Genomic DNA, 16045 nt, shown 5'->3' with positions numbered 1-16045 from the left:
GCCTTCACCGGACGCCGACGTGGACAGGGCGAACGTGCGAGGCATGCGGCGCGGCCACGGCGAGGCCGGCGGCCTGCGACGATCGCATGCGCCTGCTGTGCGAGGCGTGCGCGCCGAACGCGCAGGGCAGGATCGCGTGCCCGGCGTGCGCGAAGCGGCGGTGACGTAGCTCTGTCGTGGGGGCGCCGGGGAGCGAGCTTCGCACCGTGTCGCGCATGTCCCCGAGACGACGTGACGCTGCGGCCTGGCCGAGCCCTGGAACCTGTGCTGCGCCCGAGACGCTGCGGCGGAAGACGTGTACCGTTCTCCTCGCGGGGTGCGGCCGCACACCCTGCCGCCTGGCGCGCCGCCTGAGCGGCCGACGAGCGAGGAGAGCATGAGCGAAGTCGATTTCGCGTTCGCATGGGAAGGTGCCCTGGAGGCGATCGGCCCCTGGGCTCACCTCCAGGTCGTCGAGCTCCGCGGCACCGAGGCCCTCTCGCGCCCCTACCGCTATGAGATCATCCTCTTCGCGCGCGAGCCGGCGCCCGACATCGATCCCGAGGAGCTCATCCAGGCGCGGGCCACCTTGCGCATCGTCACGGGCGCCGAGCCCCCCGTCCGCCTCGTCCACGGCATCGTCGCGGAGGCCGAGGAGCTCGGCTCGGTCCAGGACGGCACGCTCTACCGCGTCGTCCTCGTCCCCCCGCTCGCGCGCGCCGCGTACCGCACGCGCTGCCGCGTGTTCCTCGAGAAGACCACCCGTCAGATCATCGACGCTGTCCTCCAGGGCGACCCCCAGCTCCGCCGTGACGACGGCGCCACAGCGCCGGCCGCCGACGTCGAGCACGTCTTCAGCCCGGCCCGCGAGCTCTTTGCCTGGCGCGTCGTCGACACCTCCCGCGTCGATCAGGTCGCGGCCCGCCCCTATTGCGTCCAGTACAACGAGAGCGACCTCGCCTTCGTCGCGCGCCTGCTCGAAGAGGAGGGTATCGCGTACCACTTCGAGCACGGCCATGGCGTCTGCCTCCTGGTCCTCTCCGACTCCGACGCGGGCCGCACCCGCCTCGATCCGTTCGCTCCCCTCGGCCCCAACATCGCTGGCCGCGCCGTCACCGGCATGAAGCTCGGCGCCCGCCTCCGCCCCCGCAAGGTCTCGCTCGCGGACTACAACTGGAAGAACCCCGCCCTCGACATGGCCGTCGCCGCGCCCGCCAGGCCTGGCGCGGCCGAGCTCGTCGATCATGCCTATCCCGGCCGTTACCCTGACACCCCCGATCAGGGCCGCCCCCTCGCCGCCGCCCGCCTGGATCGCCTCGGTGTCGAGGCCAGCTACGGTGTCGGCGAGGGCCCCTGCCGCGTCCTCGCGGCCGGATCCATCTTTGCGCTGGAGAGCCTCAAGCCCCGCCATGCGGGCGAGTACCTCGTGACCCAGCTCGACGTCCGCGCCCGACAGGAGGGCGTCCTGGCGCCCTCCGCGCGCTCTGCCCTCCTGCAGAACGCCACGCTCGACGGGCCGTACACTGCCACGTTCGAGTGCGCCCGTCGCGGCAAGGAGGGCGCCGTCGCCGAGTCCCGCTTCCGCCCGGCCCGCGTCACCCCGAAGCCCGGCATTCACGGCACCCAGACAGCCTTCGTTACGGCCGAGCCTGACGCCCAGGGCGCCGAGATCAACGTCGGCGGTCCTCCTGGGGCGGAGATCGGGTGCGTGCGGGTGAAGTTCCACTGGGATAACGAGACAGACCGTCACGCCAAGGAACCGACGTCCTGCTGGGTCCGGGTCAGCCAGGTCTTCGCCGGCGCCGGGGAGGGCGGCGTCTGGCACCCGCGCGTGGGCGTGGAGGTGATCGTCGATTTCGACGAGGGCGACCCCGATCGGCCGATCGTCGTGGGGCGAGTCTACAACGGCAGGAACAAGCCGCCGGGCGGGGCGAAGACGGTGAGCACCTTCAAGACCATGTCGAGCCCGGCGACAGGGGCCTTCAACGAGCTCACGTTCGACGACACGGCGGGCAAGGAGCAGATCAAGATGCACACGCCGTACAACTGGAGCTCCCACGCGGGCAACGACAGGAGCGAGAAGGTCGACAACAACAGCGACTCCAAGGTCGGCACGGACCGCGGCGAGAGCACCGGCTCGAACCGCCGCACGGCGGTCGGCGGGGACAACGCGGAGGTCGTGGCCGGGAGCGAGTCGGTCACCGTCGGCGCGAACCAGACGGTGAAGGTCGGCGGCAGCCAGACGGTGGACGCGACCGGGGCTCAAGTGCTCAACTCGTCGGCGAGCCAGAAGATCACCGCGCCGACGCAGGAGATCGGCGCGACGGGCAAGCAGTCGCTGAAGTCGGCGAACCTGGCGGTGAGCGCCAGCAGCGCGGCGACGATCGACACGCCGGCGTTCGAGCTGAACGGATCGAGCGTCAAGATCAACGCGAGTGAGATCGTGCTCTCGGCCGGCGGCGCCGTGATCAAGATTAACGGTGGAGGGGTCGAGGTCAGCGGCCCGCTCATCAAGGTCTCGGGTGGCTCCGTCACCATCACCGGCGACGTCGTGAAGGTCAACTGAGGGCTCGCGATGACCATGAATACCCGAGCTGGCGAGCTTGTGGCCAAGATCCATTACGGGCCGTTCGAGGGGCGTTTCCGGTTCGTCCCCCTCGCGCTGGGCGGCGCGCTGTTGACGTCCCTTCTGCTCGGGGTCGCCGTTGACGCGAGTCGGACCGAGACGCTCGAGTGCGTGCGTCCGCCCGGCGAGGTGGCGACGTGCGAGACGCGGTCGATCGCCCCCCTTCCGGCGCTCAGCGCGCGCTTCGATGCCGACGCCGTACGCGAGGCGAGATATCGTGACGAGTTCTCCAAGGGCACCGTCGTCGGTGGGTACACGGTGCTCGTGGACGTGCGCGGGCACGAGACAGGCTTCGGCAGCACGACGGTCGAGCAAGCGCGGCTCAACACCGAGCGAATCCAGCGGTTCCTGCAAGGCCAGGATGGCTCCACCCTGCTGATTGAGGTGCTCCCTTCGTACTGGGAAGTAGCATGGATGGCGTTGTGGGCGGTTCTAGCGCTGGGTCTCACGATAACCACCGTCGTCCACGGCTGTCGCGATCTCGGGGGGTATCGCATCGAGGTTCGCGACGACCCGCGCGAGCAGCCCGGGACGAGCGCCGCCGCGCTCGCGACGGGCGCATATCGGGTCCAAGCTCAAGACAGCCCGCGCGAGCGCTTGCGGTTGCGCGTGACGCGAACGGTTCTCGGCATTCCGCTGCGCGTACACGAGCTCGCGGTACCGTCCGACGTCACCGAGGTCGAGATCGAACAGAGACCCGCGCCGGATTGGTTCCTCGTGCGCGGTCAGGCTACGCCCAGAGGTCGGCGTCTCGTCCTGCGGACCGGAACGGGCGCCGCGCTGCCGGTCATCCCCGAGCTGCGCCGGGGTGAAAATGAGCACGAACGCGCGCGGATCGCCCTCGCGAAGGCCCTCAGTCTGCCCATGTTGTGACAGGCTACGGGATCTCGACGCGAAGGGGCATCTTCTCGAGCTCGTCAGGCAGGTACGGGCGAAGCGCGGGCGCCGAGCCTCTCCACAGAACCGAGAGCCTTCCCTCATCCGGCTCGATGAGCACCGTGTGAATGACCGGCTCGGTCTCATTGAGCTTGCCTTTCCGGCCATCGGTCCAGATCTTCGGGCGCTCCGTGGGAAGGCGAAACACGAGCCGCGGGCGCCTCGGATGGAGTTTTATGAGCTCGATCTGTTCTCCTCCCGTCAGGTACGGGAGCTGGAGGCCCAACGAGGCTCCGCTGGCGCAACGAAAATCGAACTTCTCGACGATCGGCTTTTCCCGGAGGATGTCCGCGGGCGCGTATCCGCGAGATGCCTCGGCGACGAGCCAGGCAAGCGGCTTGTGCTCCGGGATGATACCGAAGTAGGCGAGCCTCGGAAACCACCCGAGGCCTACCCAGTCCATCGCCTGGGGCAGCGGCATGCTCGGCCAGTTATCGATGTGTCCACACACCAGACGCTCAGGCGTGAGCGGATCGAGCGGGTCTTCCAGGTTGGGAAGCACGAGTTGCTCGATCGCGGCGGGGGTCGGCTCGATCAGATAGCCTCGGCCTGCCGGGTTCCGCGGGTAGTCGTAGGGATTCGCCTCCAGGGAGGCGAGCTCGCGTGAAAGGAAGGGTCGCAGCCCGTCAAAAGGGTTGCCGTATTTTGCCGTCGCCGCAGTGTCCTGTCCCCCGTAGGCACGGTCGTACCGCAGGGGGACCCGACTCACCGGCTCAGACGGCGAGAAGACAATCCGGCCGGCGCTGCTCAACGTGCATCGCCGGTCACCGACGACGCGGATGGTTTTACGGACGCCCTCGACGCGGAGCGAGACATCGAACGACCGGGGATCGTTGTAGGCGTACGCGTGTCCCTTGAGGACGACATCGGTGGCGAGCTTGTGCGGGTACAGGTCGGTGTCGGCGGCGAGCAGGTTCTTGTTTTCCGGGTCATTCACGACCGGGAGGATCAGAGGAGCTTGCTCTGGGGCCCGATGGGCGCGACCCTCGTTCGTCAGGGTGTACGTCGCTTTGAAGAGCACGGCGAGGATGTTGCGCCCTTCGGGATCGGTGCCCGACATCTGGCGCACCACCGGGGACGGCGCGGTCAGGGTTTCCATTATGCGGTCCTGGTGCCGTCGTCCGGCATGGTCGGGTCACCAGGCATGGGGTAGTCCCCCGGCGCGGATGGCTGCTGATTGGCGGGTGGCTGATTGGCCGGTGGCTGATTGGCGGGCGGCTGATTGGCCGACGGTTGAGCAGAAGCCGGCGGTTGAGACGGATGTTGTTCCACGTCCGGTGAATTGAAATAGTTGTCGACTGCCCGCTGAACGGCGCGGTGCGCATCGTTTTCACGATTCACTTTTTTGCCGGATATTTCAGTCTCCTTCTGTCCGAGCCATCCTCCGGCAGGCGACCATCCAGGCGAGTACCCGAGCGGGCTGCCGACACCCACCGCGACGAGAGTCCCCGGCAAGTTGAAAAGAAACTCTTCGGCAGCCGAGCCGACGTACCTTCCCAGCCTGCCGAGCCCCGGGATCCCGTACTCGATGAGCGCCTGCACGTTCCCGTAGCCGAGCGCCCTCAGTGCCGGCCCGAGCGCCCTCTGCGCCACGTTTTCGAAGAGATTCCCGATGGCGGGGCGGGAGAACAACCTGTTCAGGAAAAACTGGACCAGGAGATCCACGCCCATGTGGAGCGCGCCCGCGACGAGATCACCGACCGTGACGCCAACCGTGTGCGTGTTGAAGGCGGGGACGACGCCGGAAGGCAGCGGAGGCCAGAGAGGTCCCGCGCAGTTGAGGTTGAAGTTGACGACCTTCGCGCAAGCGAACGCAATAGGCCCTTCGGGCGCGACATGGCCGTGCGCGCCGAAGTGGGACTTCGAGCCGCTCGTCGGGATGATGACCACGAGGAGCGAGTTCGGGGGTGCGGGCGGGGTGAGGTTGTAGTGAGGGATCAGGGGACCGATGTCGGTGCCCTGGCTCATCATCATCCCCCCGGAAGCGCTGACCTCGTTGTCGTTTCGCTTCCCCGAAAGGATCCCCCAGGGGCCCCAGCACAGGGGCACCCCTCCGGCGAGGTGAGGGACCTTCGGGACCGGGGCCAGCACGGGAGGGAAGACGGCCTGATGCATCTCCAGCCACGGGATGGCGATCATGGGGTGGTAGTGCTTCAGGACGTTGAACTGCACGGGCTCGCCTATCCCTTCGCGGTCACTGTGGATGGATGTCCGAAGAGCTCGCAGCGACGGCGCTGCAGCGGGTGGATGACGTACCGGAACGGGTAGCGATACGCGATGAAGACCCGGTAGCGATCCGCGTCGATGCCGATCTGATCGATCGCGAGCGGCCGCTCGATGACCTCGTCGCCGAAGGTGAGGCGGACGCGCGGCGCTGCGTCGGGGATCTGGAACGCGAGCGGACCCTCGATGAGCACGCCGTCGACCCGCACGGGATCGCCGGGGCGTGCGCCGGGGAGGATCATGCCCGGAAAGGCAGCGTTGAAGAGCGTCGGACGCAGGTCCGTGATCCTTCCTTGGTCGTCGAATCCCAGCCCGTTGCGGAGGCGCTGGCCGGATGTCATCGGGCACGCGCCCAGGCCGATGGGCTCGGGGCGGTCGGTCCACGCCGCGATGAGCGCGTCCGGCTCCTCGAGGTTCGGGAGCGGTCCCCCTTCGGCGTGGTCTTCCTCCAGGTAATACCCCTTCCCTTGTTCGTTTTCGGGATATCCGACGCTCAATCCGTCCCACTCGTCCTTGCCGCCGAACGCATGCGCCAGCGTGAGGGGCATCTCGAGAAAAGGCATCGGGGCGCTGGGCCTGAGCTGGTCGCCGCTCCGCCGCCACACCCGGTCGCCGATCACGCGGATGGTGCGGCACCAGTCTCCGACGGCGATCTTCACCTCCATCTGGGAGACCTCCCGACCGCGCGGCGCCCGCGCGTGGCCGAAGAGAAAGACATCGACGCCGCCCTTGTGGAAGACCTCGTCGCTGTCCATCGGCCCACAGGGAGACTCCCAGGGTGGGCCCGACACGATCCAGCTTTGCTCCTCGCTGGGCGTGAGCGCGCCCCTCCTCACGTCGAACGTGATGCGGGCCAGGACGGACGCCGCGAGCCGGTCGTCGTCGATGACGGTCCGGAAGATGCCGGCCGGAAAGCCCGTGTGGTTGACGAGTTCCATCTCGGGTCGCGCTAGCAGTTCACCCGGACGCGCTCTCCGGACAGCTTGACATCGTCGTTGGCGCGCACGTTGACGTCGCCGAGGGTGGCAGTGACGTTCTGAATGCGCGCCTCGCTGTGGAGGTCTCCGGCCGCCTGCAAGGTCAAATCCCCGTCCGTGCTGAGCGAGACGCCGGCGCGCCCGTGGAGCTGCAGCTGCTCTGCTTCGATCGCGAGGCTGCCGGCCGCCTGCAGGACGAGCGACGCCCCCTCGAAGCGCAGCACCGGTCCGCCTTCGGTGAGAGAGACGGACAGCGTGACCGCGCCGCTCGGGCTCAGGAACCGGACGACGTCGCCGTCCGGTTGTCGCACGACGACCAGCCGCTGCCGCCCCGTGAGCTCGACGATCTCGCGTGTAGGCTCGTCAGGCCTGACTGCATCCATCAGGACATCCCCCTTGAGAGCTCGACCGCCGCGCCGGCGCAGCACGCCGGCGACGACGCTCGTGCGTCTCTAGCACAGTTCCTCGCCGTGGAGCCGGCGTTCGCAACGCTCGCAGCGCCGTCGCTCAGGGCACGTGCGGGCACGACCCGTTCCCCGATGTGGCACTTCCGGCCCCTCGTGGTCCATCGCGCGTCGATGACGCCTGCTCCTAGGCGCGCTGCGCCGCTCGCAACGCGTCCGAGACCGCGTCCGCGAGCGTCGCGTCCCTGGCCAGCGCCCTCGTCCACAGCCGGACGATCGGCATCAACGCGGGACGCTGGATCTTGAGCGCATCCAGCGTCTCGTCCGTGCGCCGTCGATCGAGCGCGAGGAGGATCCTCGCGTACTCCTCCGGGGTGATCGCTCCTCGGAACTGCTCCACCTGGGCCACGTACGCCGCGTCGTACGCCGCTCGCAGCGCGTGCGATCCGCGCGACGCCTGCTCCTCGATCGCCGCTGTCCAGCGCTGCTGGTTCTCGCTCCACCCGGGCTCATGCAGTCCGTGCGCGTCCAACACCACGGTTTGGTCCTGCCTGCGCTCGGCGATCTCCGCCGCTATCGCGGCGACCTTTTCGATCGACAGCTCGAACGGTGGCGGCTCCGGCGCAGAAGCCTCCCTGTCCTCCGCCACGGCCGGCGTGCTCTCCGCGGCGGCTCCCGCGCCCGCGGAGAGCACGCCGGCGGCCACCTCCCCCGGAGCAGGTCTCGCCGGCACCGGCAGCGGGCCGAACATCGGCGGCGGAGGGATGTCGATGGGCACCTCGCGCTCCACCTCTGCCTCGGGCGCAGCGGGGCGCGTCCGGGGGAGCTCCGGCTCGAGCTCGAGCGCCGCGACGGAGCTCATCGACCCGGGAGGAGCAGGCAGCGTACCCGGCCTTTCCGGGAATGAGGGATGGAACGGCAGGGCGCCTCGGCTGAGCGTCGGGCTCAGCGGACCCGTGTCCGTGCCTATGCGGCACATCACGGCTGGATCCTCGAGCGGTGCCGTAGACCCCCGCTCGATCCCCGGCGCGGGCGCACCGGACGCACCGGAGACGAACGGAAGCGCCGGCTTCGCCGCTCCGACGAGCTGACTGGCCATGAGAACCATCGTCCCTGGCTGCTCCTTGCTCGAGCGGGCGTCATTCGCGCGGGCGTCGATGCCCTCGTCCTCGGGGATGGCCTCCTCCGCCTCCGCCGTGATGGCGACGAGCCCTGGCTCGTCTGGAGGCGAGAGCGGCACCAGCCCGCGAAAGACCAGCGACGCGACGCCCCTGTCGCCGTCGATGCTCAACGTGTCGCAGCGCAACCGCACCAGCTCCACGTCCCTGTTCTCCCGCTGCACGCTCGCTCGCGGGACGATCCTCGAAAGCCGCGTCACGAGCCGCGGATGGACGGGCGAGAGGTGCTCGAGCACGATGATCTCATCGCCTGTGAGCTCCGGGATCTGCTGGTCCACTGGCGCTGCATTGAAGAACGCGCCGTCGAAGTCATCGGGCAGCGGCCGTGTATTCCACGTCTGTGGATCCCATGCCTTCGCGTGCCGCCCGAGCAGCGCCGCGCGCAGGGGCGAGCTCGGCGCGACGGGCCTGAAGGTGGCCACGGACCACCGCTGCTGTCCGTTCCATCCCCTGTCCGCATGGACCTCAATCGACTTGTCGAGCTTGCCGACGACGAGCCGCGCAACGATCGAGGGGGCCCGGTGCCCGCTCGGCGCGTACGCGTGGCCGTGAAAGAGGACGTCCGCCCGCCGCTTGAAGGGGCACATGTCGCTCGCGGTGATCAGGATGGCGCGCGCATCGTCCGCGTAGGTATCGAGCGTCGACAGCGCATCCTGCTCTGCGGCCAGCCGCGATCTGCCTGGCCGGAGCGCAAAGGTCGCCTTGCAGAGGAGGGTCAGCGCGGTAGCCCCCGCCCGCGGGTGCCACTGGAGCGAAGCGGTCTTCAGTGGACAGCGGGCCACGATCTGCATCCGCGGCAACATATCAAGGAGGCGCTCTCCTGTCACCGCGGGCGCGGCGCGGCCTCGAGACATCGAGTCTTCTCTCAGGGGGCATCGCGGTGCCCTCGTGCTCCTCACGCGTCAACTGCCCTCGATACCTCCGGCCCCTCACCACGGTTCGTGACCGCCGGCGCTGGCAAGGGCTGCTGCGCCCAGGGCGCGCCCGCCGTTTCGATCGGCGTCAGCTGCCGTCGGTGCCCAGGTTGCCGACGAGGTGCGCCATCTCCTCTCGTTGCACGGTTGCCTCCGCCCCCCTTCTTCTTTCTCCCTGGAGCCCGGCGCGCGCCCCCCGGAGCCCCCGTCACTCGTCCCGCGACCAGGGCAAGAGCCCCGTCGCCAGGCTCTTCACCGCCGCCGCCAGCTCGATCGGCTCGATCGGCTTGGGCACGTGCATCTGGTAGCCGGCCGCGAGCGCCCGCACCCGGTCCTCGGTCCGCGCATACGCCGTCAGCGCCAGCGCCGGCGTACGACCCACCTTGCGCGGCAGCAGATCCCGCACCTTCCGGATCAACGAGTACCCGTCCTCGCCCGGCATCCCGATGTCGACGACGAGCAGCGCCGGCTCCGACGTCTCCAGCAGCCTGAGCGCCTCGGCGCCCGATGTCGCCGTGCTGACCTCGGCCCCGCAGCGCCGGAGCACCGCCGAGAGCATCGCGAGCGTGTCGGGATCGTCGTCCGCGATGAGCACGCGCACGCCGGTCAGCCGCGGGAACGGGTTGCGCGGATCGGGCGCGATGCCCGCGCTCGTCAGCGCCGTCGCCGTGGCGCCCGTCGACAGCGGCAGCTGCACCGCGCACGTCGTCCCGCGGCCGGGGCCGGGGCTCGTCATGCGCACCGTGCCGCCGTGCAGCCCCACGAGGTGCCGCACGATCGACAGCCCGAGGCCGAGCCCGCCGTGGCGGCGCCCGATGCCGCCGTCCTCGTGCCGGAAACGCTCGAAGACGTGCGGGAGCACGTCCGCCGAGATGCCCTCGCCGTCGTCGGTCACCCGGATCTCGGCGAAGCGCTCGTCCTGCGAGAGCTGCACCTGCACCAGACCCCCGGGGCGCGCGAACTTCACCGCATTCGACAGCAGGTGCCACACGACCTGCTGGAGCCGCGCCGGATCGCCCTCCACGAACACGCCCTCCGGGTCGAGCTTCGTCTCGATCGCCACGCCCTTGCCGGCCGCGGAGGGGAGGATCGACTCGACCGCCGTCTGCATCGGCAACGTCAGCTCCACCGCGAGCCGCTCGATCTTGAGCGTGCCCGTCACGACCTGCGACGCGTCGAGCAGCTCGTCGATGAGCGTCACCTGGTGCTCGGCGTTGCGCTCGATCGCCGACAGCGCCCGCGTCTCCGCGACCCGATCGAGCGAGCCCGCCTGCATCATCCGCGCCCAGCCGAGGATCGCGTTGAGCGGCGTGCGCAGCTCGTGCGACACCGTCCCGAGGAACTCGTCCTTCAGCCGGTTGGCGTCCTGCACCTCGCGGTAAAGACGCGCGTTGTCGAGCGCGAGCGCGGCGCGGTGCGCGACCTCCTCGGCGAAGGCGACGTCGGGCCGCTCGAAGAACCGACCGGACTCCGACGAGACGAGCGAGATCGCGCCGAGGATCCGCCCGCGCGCCCGGAGCGCCACGACGAGGTAGGAGAGCGGCGCGAGCGCCCGGTTGGCCGCCGCCTCCTCGCTCGTCATCGCCTCGTGCAGCAGCACGTCCCCGCGCACGTCGACGTAGAGCTCCGACCGGCCCGTGCGCAGCACGCGCGCCACCGGGCCCGGCTCGCCGTCGACGCGGCTCGGGTGGAAATACCGGAGGAGCGGCTCCTTCAGCGGGCTGACGTGCGCGACCGCGACGTGGCGCAGGCCGAGGCCGTCGTCGATGTCCACAAGGCAGAAATCGGCGAGCACCGGGAGGGCGAGCCGCGCGAGCGACTGGAGCGTGGCCGTGAAGTCGAGCGACGCGGCGAGCGCCGTGCTGAGCTCGGCCAGGAAGGCGAAGCGCCGCGCCGCCTCCTCGGCCTCGGCGCGCGCCGCCTGCACCCGGATCAGCCGGGCGCGCTCCTCCTCGGCCCGCTTGCGATCCGTGATGTCGCGGTGGATGCCGACAAGGAACAGCGGGCGACCCTCCTGGTCGTGCACCGCGTACGCCGTCACCTCGATCGGCACCTCGGAGCCGTCGCGCCGCACGCACGGGACATCGCCGACGAAGGTGCGCGCGTCCTCGATCTGCTGGAGGATCCGGCGCGTGGTCTCCTCGCGGACGTCGTCGCGGTGCAGGAGCGCCATGCTCTTGCCGACGATCTCCTCGGAGAGGTAGCCGAAGATCGACTCGGCCTCGCCCATCCAGTACCGGATGTTGCCCTCGACGTCCGTGACGAGGATCGCCTCGGGCATCTGCTTGAGCACCTCGTGCGAGAGGTGCATCGCCTCCTCCGTCTGCAGCGCGGAGAGGCGCGCCCGCTCGAGCGCCTGCGCGCTCTGCTGGACCAGCGCGAGCATGAACGCCCGGTCGTCCTCGGAGAACGACTGCGGCGCCGAGAAGCCGAAGCCCACGGCCCCGAGCACGCGCCCCTCGAGGAAGAGCGGGATCGCGGCGTACGCGCGCTCGCCCGTCGCGTCGCAGCAGGACGCGAAGCCCGGCTCGAACTCGCGGAAGCGCCCCTCCGACTCGAGGAAGATCGGCTGCCGCTCGCGGACCGCGCGCGCGAGCGGCAGCTCCGCGCTGAGATCGAACGTCTTGAAGCGCGCGATCTGCGCCTCGAGGTAGCCCGTCGAGCGCACCGTCTCGAGCTCGCCGCCGAGCCCGGCGCGCAGCGCCACCATGCCCGTCATCGCGCCGGCGGCCGCGACGACGTCGCTCGCGAGCACGCGGAGCACCGCGGGCGGCGTGATCGCGTCGGACAGCGCGGCCGTGACCGCGAAGAGCCAGGCGGCACGATCCGCGCTCCGCTCCGCCGACTGGCGCGCCTCCTCCGCCTTCCGGTAGAGGTAGGCGTTGTCGAGCGCCAGCGCGACGCGGTGCGCGAGCTCGGCCGCGAGCACGAGGTCGTCCGCGGAGTAGATGCGGTTCGACTCGGAGACGCCGAACGAGAGCACGCCGAGCTTGCGGCCGCGCGCGATGAGCGGCACCGCCATGGCCGAGCGCGTGCCGAGCTGCTCCAGCGCGGCGGCGCGCTCGGCGGCCTCCTCGCCCTGCTCGCCGTCGAGCTCGTGCAGGAGCTCGGACTCGCCGCTGTGCAGCACCTTGGCGATGCCGAGGCGCTCCTCGGCGTCGGGCGAGATCGCGCGCAGGAGCCCCTCGCGCTCGGGGTTCACGTGCTTCGCCGCGACCCGGCAGAACCGGTGCTTCGCCGCGCCCGCCTGCCCCGCCCGATCGGAGCCCGCCGCCTCGGCCGCTGCGCGCTGGCGCCGCTGCGCGTGGATCCCCGGCGCGGGCGTGAGGTCGAGCGCGCTCACCCCGGGCGCGAACGGCGGCCCGCCGGCCTCGGACGGCGGCGTCGGTGGCGGCGGCGGCACGGAGCCGACGAGGCCCATGGCGTCGGCGGCGCCGCGCTCGATCAGGTCGACGGTGCACCAGTCCGCGAGGTAAGGCACCGACAGGCGCGCTAGCCGCTCGAGGATCGTGTGCGGATCAAGCGATCCGGTGAGCTGCTCGCTCGCGTCCGCCAGGAACATCAGCTCATTATGGATCGCCCCACCGCGGGGATGCTTCACGACCTGCCATGCCATGGCGGTCTCGCTGGGATGGCCTTCACGCTCCATGATGGTCGCCGGCGGCCGCATCGTAGCGAGGGCCGATCGCAGAAGCCAGCGGCGTAGGAACAGAGAACGACGCCTAACCGTCGGCGCTGAGCCGCGCGCGGGCGCGGTGGACAAGCGTCTGGACGGCCCGATGCGACTCGTCACGGACCGCGCCGACGTCCTGGCCTGCCGTGGCGATGGGCGTGCCGACCTCGATCGCCGCGGGGATATGTCGCGCACGGCTCACCCGGGCCATGTGCGCCGCGAACGATTCGTCCGCGTAGGAGGAGCCGTCGCCTCCGTACGCGAGCCCGACAGGGACGATTTCCGCCCCGACGCGGCACGCCGCGGTGAAGCCGCCCGCGCGGAACGGCCGCACCTCATCGCCGGAGAAGGTGGTCCCCTCGGGGTAGACCATCACACCACGGCCACGCCTGAGCGCGGTGGACATCGCCTGCACGACCGCGGAGCCGCTCCGCTTGCTCGCTCGGTCGACAAAGAGCGTTCCGACGCGGCGCGCCGCCATGCCGATGACCGGCCAGCCGGCGAGATCGGCGCGGCTCACGACGGTCGCCTCGAAGAAGGCGAGCGTGACCATGATGTCGAGCGCGGAGCGGTGATTCATCACGAACAGCCGTCCGAGGCCGGCTGGATCGCGGCCGGGGTAGTACGCCCCGCTCGCCATGGCGGGGTCGACCGCGCCCCCGGTGGAACCTTGCACCGGCTCCGCCTGGACGAGGCCGCCGGCGCGCACGTCGAGGCCGTACAACTTCAGGAGCGCGCGCCCGTAGCGGCGCATCCATGTATGGAGGACCACCTCGCGATCGGGCGCGCTGGAGAGCGCTGTGTCGATCTCGAGCAGGCCGTACATGCCGAAGGTGAGGCCGACGAAGCCGGCGGCCCGGAGGGGGAAGCGGAGGGCGTCGAGGGGAAGAGCGCTGGCCATGCCTCGGATCTCCAGGTCGCCGGGCGGATCAGGCGCCGGCGACGGGGGCGCCCTCGAGCAGGCGCTTGAGCACGTCGTTCACGACGGCCGGGTTCGCGCTGCCCCCCGTCTTCTTCATGATCTGCCCGACGAAGAAGCCGAGCAGCGCGGTCTTGCCGGCGCGGTACGCCGCCGCCTGCTTCTCGTTCGCGGCGATGATCGACGCGGCGATCGCCTCGATCGCGCCGGCGTCGCTCATCACGGCCATCCCCTTGTCGCGGACGATGTCGCCGGGCGCCCTGTCGGTGCCGGCCACCTCCGTGTACACCTCCTTGGCCTGCTTGCCGCTGATCGCCCCCTCGTCGACGAGGCGGAGCAGCGCGGCCACCTGCGCCGGGGAGACCGGGAACGCGGCCGACAGGCCCGTGGTGCGGGTGTCGCGCAGCACCTCGCCCTGGACGAAGTTCGCGACCTTCACCGCGTCGCCGTGGAGGCGCGCCGCCTCCTCGAAGAACGCCGCGATCCGCGGGTGGCCGCTCAGGACCGAGGCCGCGTACGGGGTGAGCCCGAGCGACTCGGCGAAGCGGCGGCGCTTGTCGGCCGGCGGCTCCGGGAGCGCGGCGCGCACCTCGGCGAGGAACGCCTCGTCCACGACGAGCGGCGGCAGGTCCGGCTCGGGGAAATAGCGGTAGCCGGACTCGTTCTCCTTGTCGCGGAGGAGGTACGTCTCTTTCTTCTCGGCGTTGTACCCGCGGGTCTGCTGCCGCACCCGGCCGCCCTGCTCGATGAGCGCGATCTGCCGGCGGATCTCGAGGTCGATCGCCTCGACGACGAAGCGGAACGAGTTGATGTTCTTGAGCTCGGTGCGCGTGCCGAGCTTCGTCTCCCCGACCTTGCGGACCGAGACGTTGGCGTCGCAGCGGAAGCTGCCCTGCTCGAGGTTGCCGTCGTTCACGCCGATGAACATCAGGATCTCGCGCAGCCGCTTCAGGTACTCGGCCGCCTCGACGCCCGAGCGGAGGTCGGGCTCGCCGACGATCTCGATGAGCGGCGTGCCGGCGCGGTTGAGATCGACGACCGACAGGCCCCCGAGGCCGTGGAGGTTCTTGCCGGCGTCCTCCTCCATGTGGACGCGCGTGATCCCCGCCCGCCGCTTCCCCGCCTCGGTCTCGATCTCGAGCACGCCGCGCAGCGCGAGCGGCCGGTCGTACTGGCTGAGCTGAAAGCCCTTGGGGAGGTCCGGGTAGAAGTAGTTCTTCCTCGCGAAGATGCTGCTCTCCTGGACGGCGCAGCCGAGCGCGAGCGCGGCGCTCACGGCCATCCGGACCGCCTCGCGGTTCAGCACCGGGAGCGCGCCCGGCAGGCCGAGGCAGACCGGGCAGGTGTGCGTGTTCGGCGGGTCGCCGAAGCTTGTCGCGCAGCCGCAGAACGCCTTGGTGCGGGTGAGGAGCTGCGCGTGGACCTCGAGCCCGATGACCGCCTCGAAGGAGCCGTACGTCGTCGCCATGGCCCGCTCTTCTAGCAGAACCACGCCCCGGCGAGAGGCCCCCCGGCGCCGCCGGGCGAGGCTGGCTCAGTGATCCGCGGCTTCGCGCGACAGGCCGGGGTGCGTGGGGTCGCCCGGCTCGTGGCGCGTGTTCGCCGTCAGGCGCGAGCCCGTGCGATCGGACAGGCTCATGAGGAGATCGCGCCGGTAGATGAACTGCTCGCGCGAGTCGTAGGGCACCGCGTGGAGGCCCGTGTCCATGCGGATGGCGTCGACGGGGCACGCCTCGACGCAGTAGCCGCAGAAGATGCAGCGGAGCTCGTCGATGACGAAGCTGCTCGGGTACCGCTCGTAGCCTTGCCGCCGATCGCCCGCCGGGTACTCGGCCGGCTCGATCGCGATGCACTGCGCCGGACACGCGGTCGAGCAGCAGAGGCACGCGACGCAGCGGGGCGAGTTGTCGTCGCGCAGCGTGAGCCGGTGGATGCCCCGGAAGCGCTCCGGGTAGGGGCGCTTCTCCTCGGGGTAGCTGATCGTCGTCACCCCCGGCTCGAGCGAGTGGAGCACCGGGTCGGGCTTCTGGCCGAGCACCATCTCCTTCGTGTTCTTGAAGAAGTGCCTCATCGTGATCCCCATCCCCCTGACGATCTCGGGGATGTAGGCCTGCACGTCGGCGCTCCGGACAGGACGCGGCACCGGCTTGCCGACGACCGGCCTGCCGGCCGGCTTCGTCCAGGGGTTGCTCGGGGTAGCTCTCGCCATGGGATCC

At 70.4% G+C, this 16045-nt stretch carries 11 protein-coding genes; 2 read left to right on the top strand and 9 right to left on the bottom strand.

Annotation, left to right across the window (positions count from 1 at the left end):
• The first annotated feature begins 376 nt into the window (after positions 1-376).
• The gene (locus tag WMF17_RS03370; RefSeq protein ID WP_437648061.1) at positions 377-2545 is read left to right on the top strand and encodes a type VI secretion system Vgr family protein; all 2169 of its coding nucleotides are present in this window, start codon (positions 377-379) and stop codon (positions 2543-2545) included.
• A 9-nt stretch (positions 2546-2554) separates the two neighbouring features.
• Positions 2555-3478 carry a hypothetical protein gene (locus tag WMF17_RS03365; protein ID WP_437648059.1) on the top strand — a complete coding sequence of 308 codons (924 nt, stop codon included), beginning with the start codon at positions 2555-2557 and terminating at the stop codon, positions 3476-3478.
• Positions 3479-3482: 4 nt separating this feature from the next.
• Here WMF17_RS03365 and WMF17_RS03360 read toward each other — a convergent pair whose 3' ends face one another.
• From WMF17_RS03360 to WMF17_RS03320, 9 genes are all read right to left on the bottom strand, one after another.
• Positions 3483-4640 carry a DUF2169 family type VI secretion system accessory protein gene (locus WMF17_RS03360; protein ID WP_437648057.1) on the bottom strand — a complete coding sequence of 386 codons (1158 nt, stop codon included), beginning with the start codon at positions 4638-4640 and terminating at the stop codon, positions 3483-3485.
• Positions 4640-5713: a hypothetical protein gene (locus WMF17_RS03355; protein WP_437648055.1), complete on the bottom strand. Its 1074-nt coding sequence runs from the start codon at positions 5711-5713 to the stop codon at positions 4640-4642. The genes WMF17_RS03360 and WMF17_RS03355 overlap by 1 nt, the downstream gene beginning before the upstream one ends.
• Before the next feature lie 8 nt (positions 5714-5721).
• Positions 5722-6702 carry a DUF2169 family type VI secretion system accessory protein gene (locus tag WMF17_RS03350; RefSeq protein ID WP_437648053.1) on the bottom strand — a complete coding sequence of 327 codons (981 nt, stop codon included), beginning with the start codon at positions 6700-6702 and terminating at the stop codon, positions 5722-5724.
• An 11-nt stretch (positions 6703-6713) separates the two neighbouring features.
• Positions 6714-7124: a hypothetical protein gene (locus WMF17_RS03345; RefSeq protein ID WP_437648051.1), complete on the bottom strand. Its 411-nt coding sequence runs from the start codon at positions 7122-7124 to the stop codon at positions 6714-6716.
• A gap of 208 nt (positions 7125-7332) precedes the next feature.
• A complete protein-coding gene (locus WMF17_RS03340) occupies positions 7333-9114 on the bottom strand; it encodes a DUF2169 domain-containing protein (protein ID WP_437648050.1) in 1782 nt (593 codons plus the stop codon).
• 331 nt (positions 9115-9445) lie between these two features.
• A complete protein-coding gene (locus WMF17_RS03335) occupies positions 9446-12838 on the bottom strand; it encodes a GAF domain-containing protein (protein ID WP_437648048.1) in 3393 nt (1130 codons plus the stop codon).
• 121 nt (positions 12839-12959) lie between these two features.
• Positions 12960-13811: a lysophospholipid acyltransferase family protein gene (locus tag WMF17_RS03330; protein ID WP_437600529.1), complete on the bottom strand. Its 852-nt coding sequence runs from the start codon at positions 13809-13811 to the stop codon at positions 12960-12962.
• Between the two features lie 28 nt (positions 13812-13839).
• The gene (gene gatB, locus WMF17_RS03325) at positions 13840-15297 is read right to left on the bottom strand and encodes an Asp-tRNA(Asn)/Glu-tRNA(Gln) amidotransferase subunit GatB (RefSeq protein ID WP_437600528.1); all 1458 of its coding nucleotides are present in this window, start codon (positions 15295-15297) and stop codon (positions 13840-13842) included.
• A 66-nt stretch (positions 15298-15363) separates the two neighbouring features.
• The gene (locus WMF17_RS03320; protein ID WP_437600527.1) at positions 15364-16038 is read right to left on the bottom strand and encodes a NuoI/complex I 23 kDa subunit family protein; all 675 of its coding nucleotides are present in this window, start codon (positions 16036-16038) and stop codon (positions 15364-15366) included.
• Positions 16039-16045 lie beyond the last annotated feature (7 nt).

Origin of the sequence: Sorangium sp. So ce362, assembly GCF_051519845.1 — a bacterium.
Classification (GTDB): domain Bacteria; phylum Myxococcota_A; class Polyangia; order Polyangiales; family Polyangiaceae; genus Sorangium.
The sequence above is the reverse complement of the archived record's forward strand: the minus strand, read 5'-3'. Positions and strand labels throughout refer to the sequence as shown.

What these genes read in the sequence shown, in the direction of transcription:
- WMF17_RS03370 (WP_437648061.1), top strand. Translation starts at nt 377, where the DNA reads ATGAGCGAAGTCGATTTCGCGTTCGCATGGGAAGGTGCCCTGGAGGCG.
- WMF17_RS03365 (WP_437648059.1), top strand. Translation starts at nt 2,555, where the DNA reads ATGACCATGAATACCCGAGCTGGCGAGCTTGTGGCCAAGATCCATTAC.
- WMF17_RS03360 (WP_437648057.1), bottom strand. Translation starts at nt 4,640, where the DNA reads ATGGAAACCCTGACCGCGCCGTCCCCGGTGGTGCGCCAGATGTCGGGC.
- WMF17_RS03350 (WP_437648053.1), bottom strand. Translation starts at nt 6,702, where the DNA reads ATGGAACTCGTCAACCACACGGGCTTTCCGGCCGGCATCTTCCGGACC.
- WMF17_RS03345 (WP_437648051.1), bottom strand. Translation starts at nt 7,124, where the DNA reads ATGGATGCAGTCAGGCCTGACGAGCCTACACGCGAGATCGTCGAGCTC.
- WMF17_RS03340 (WP_437648050.1), bottom strand. Translation starts at nt 9,114, where the DNA reads ATGCAGATCGTGGCCCGCTGTCCACTGAAGACCGCTTCGCTCCAGTGG.
- WMF17_RS03330 (WP_437600529.1), bottom strand. Translation starts at nt 13,811, where the DNA reads ATGGCCAGCGCTCTTCCCCTCGACGCCCTCCGCTTCCCCCTCCGGGCC.
- gatB (WP_437600528.1), bottom strand. Translation starts at nt 15,297, where the DNA reads ATGGCGACGACGTACGGCTCCTTCGAGGCGGTCATCGGGCTCGAGGTC.
- WMF17_RS03320 (WP_437600527.1), bottom strand. Translation starts at nt 16,038, where the DNA reads ATGGCGAGAGCTACCCCGAGCAACCCCTGGACGAAGCCGGCCGGCAGG.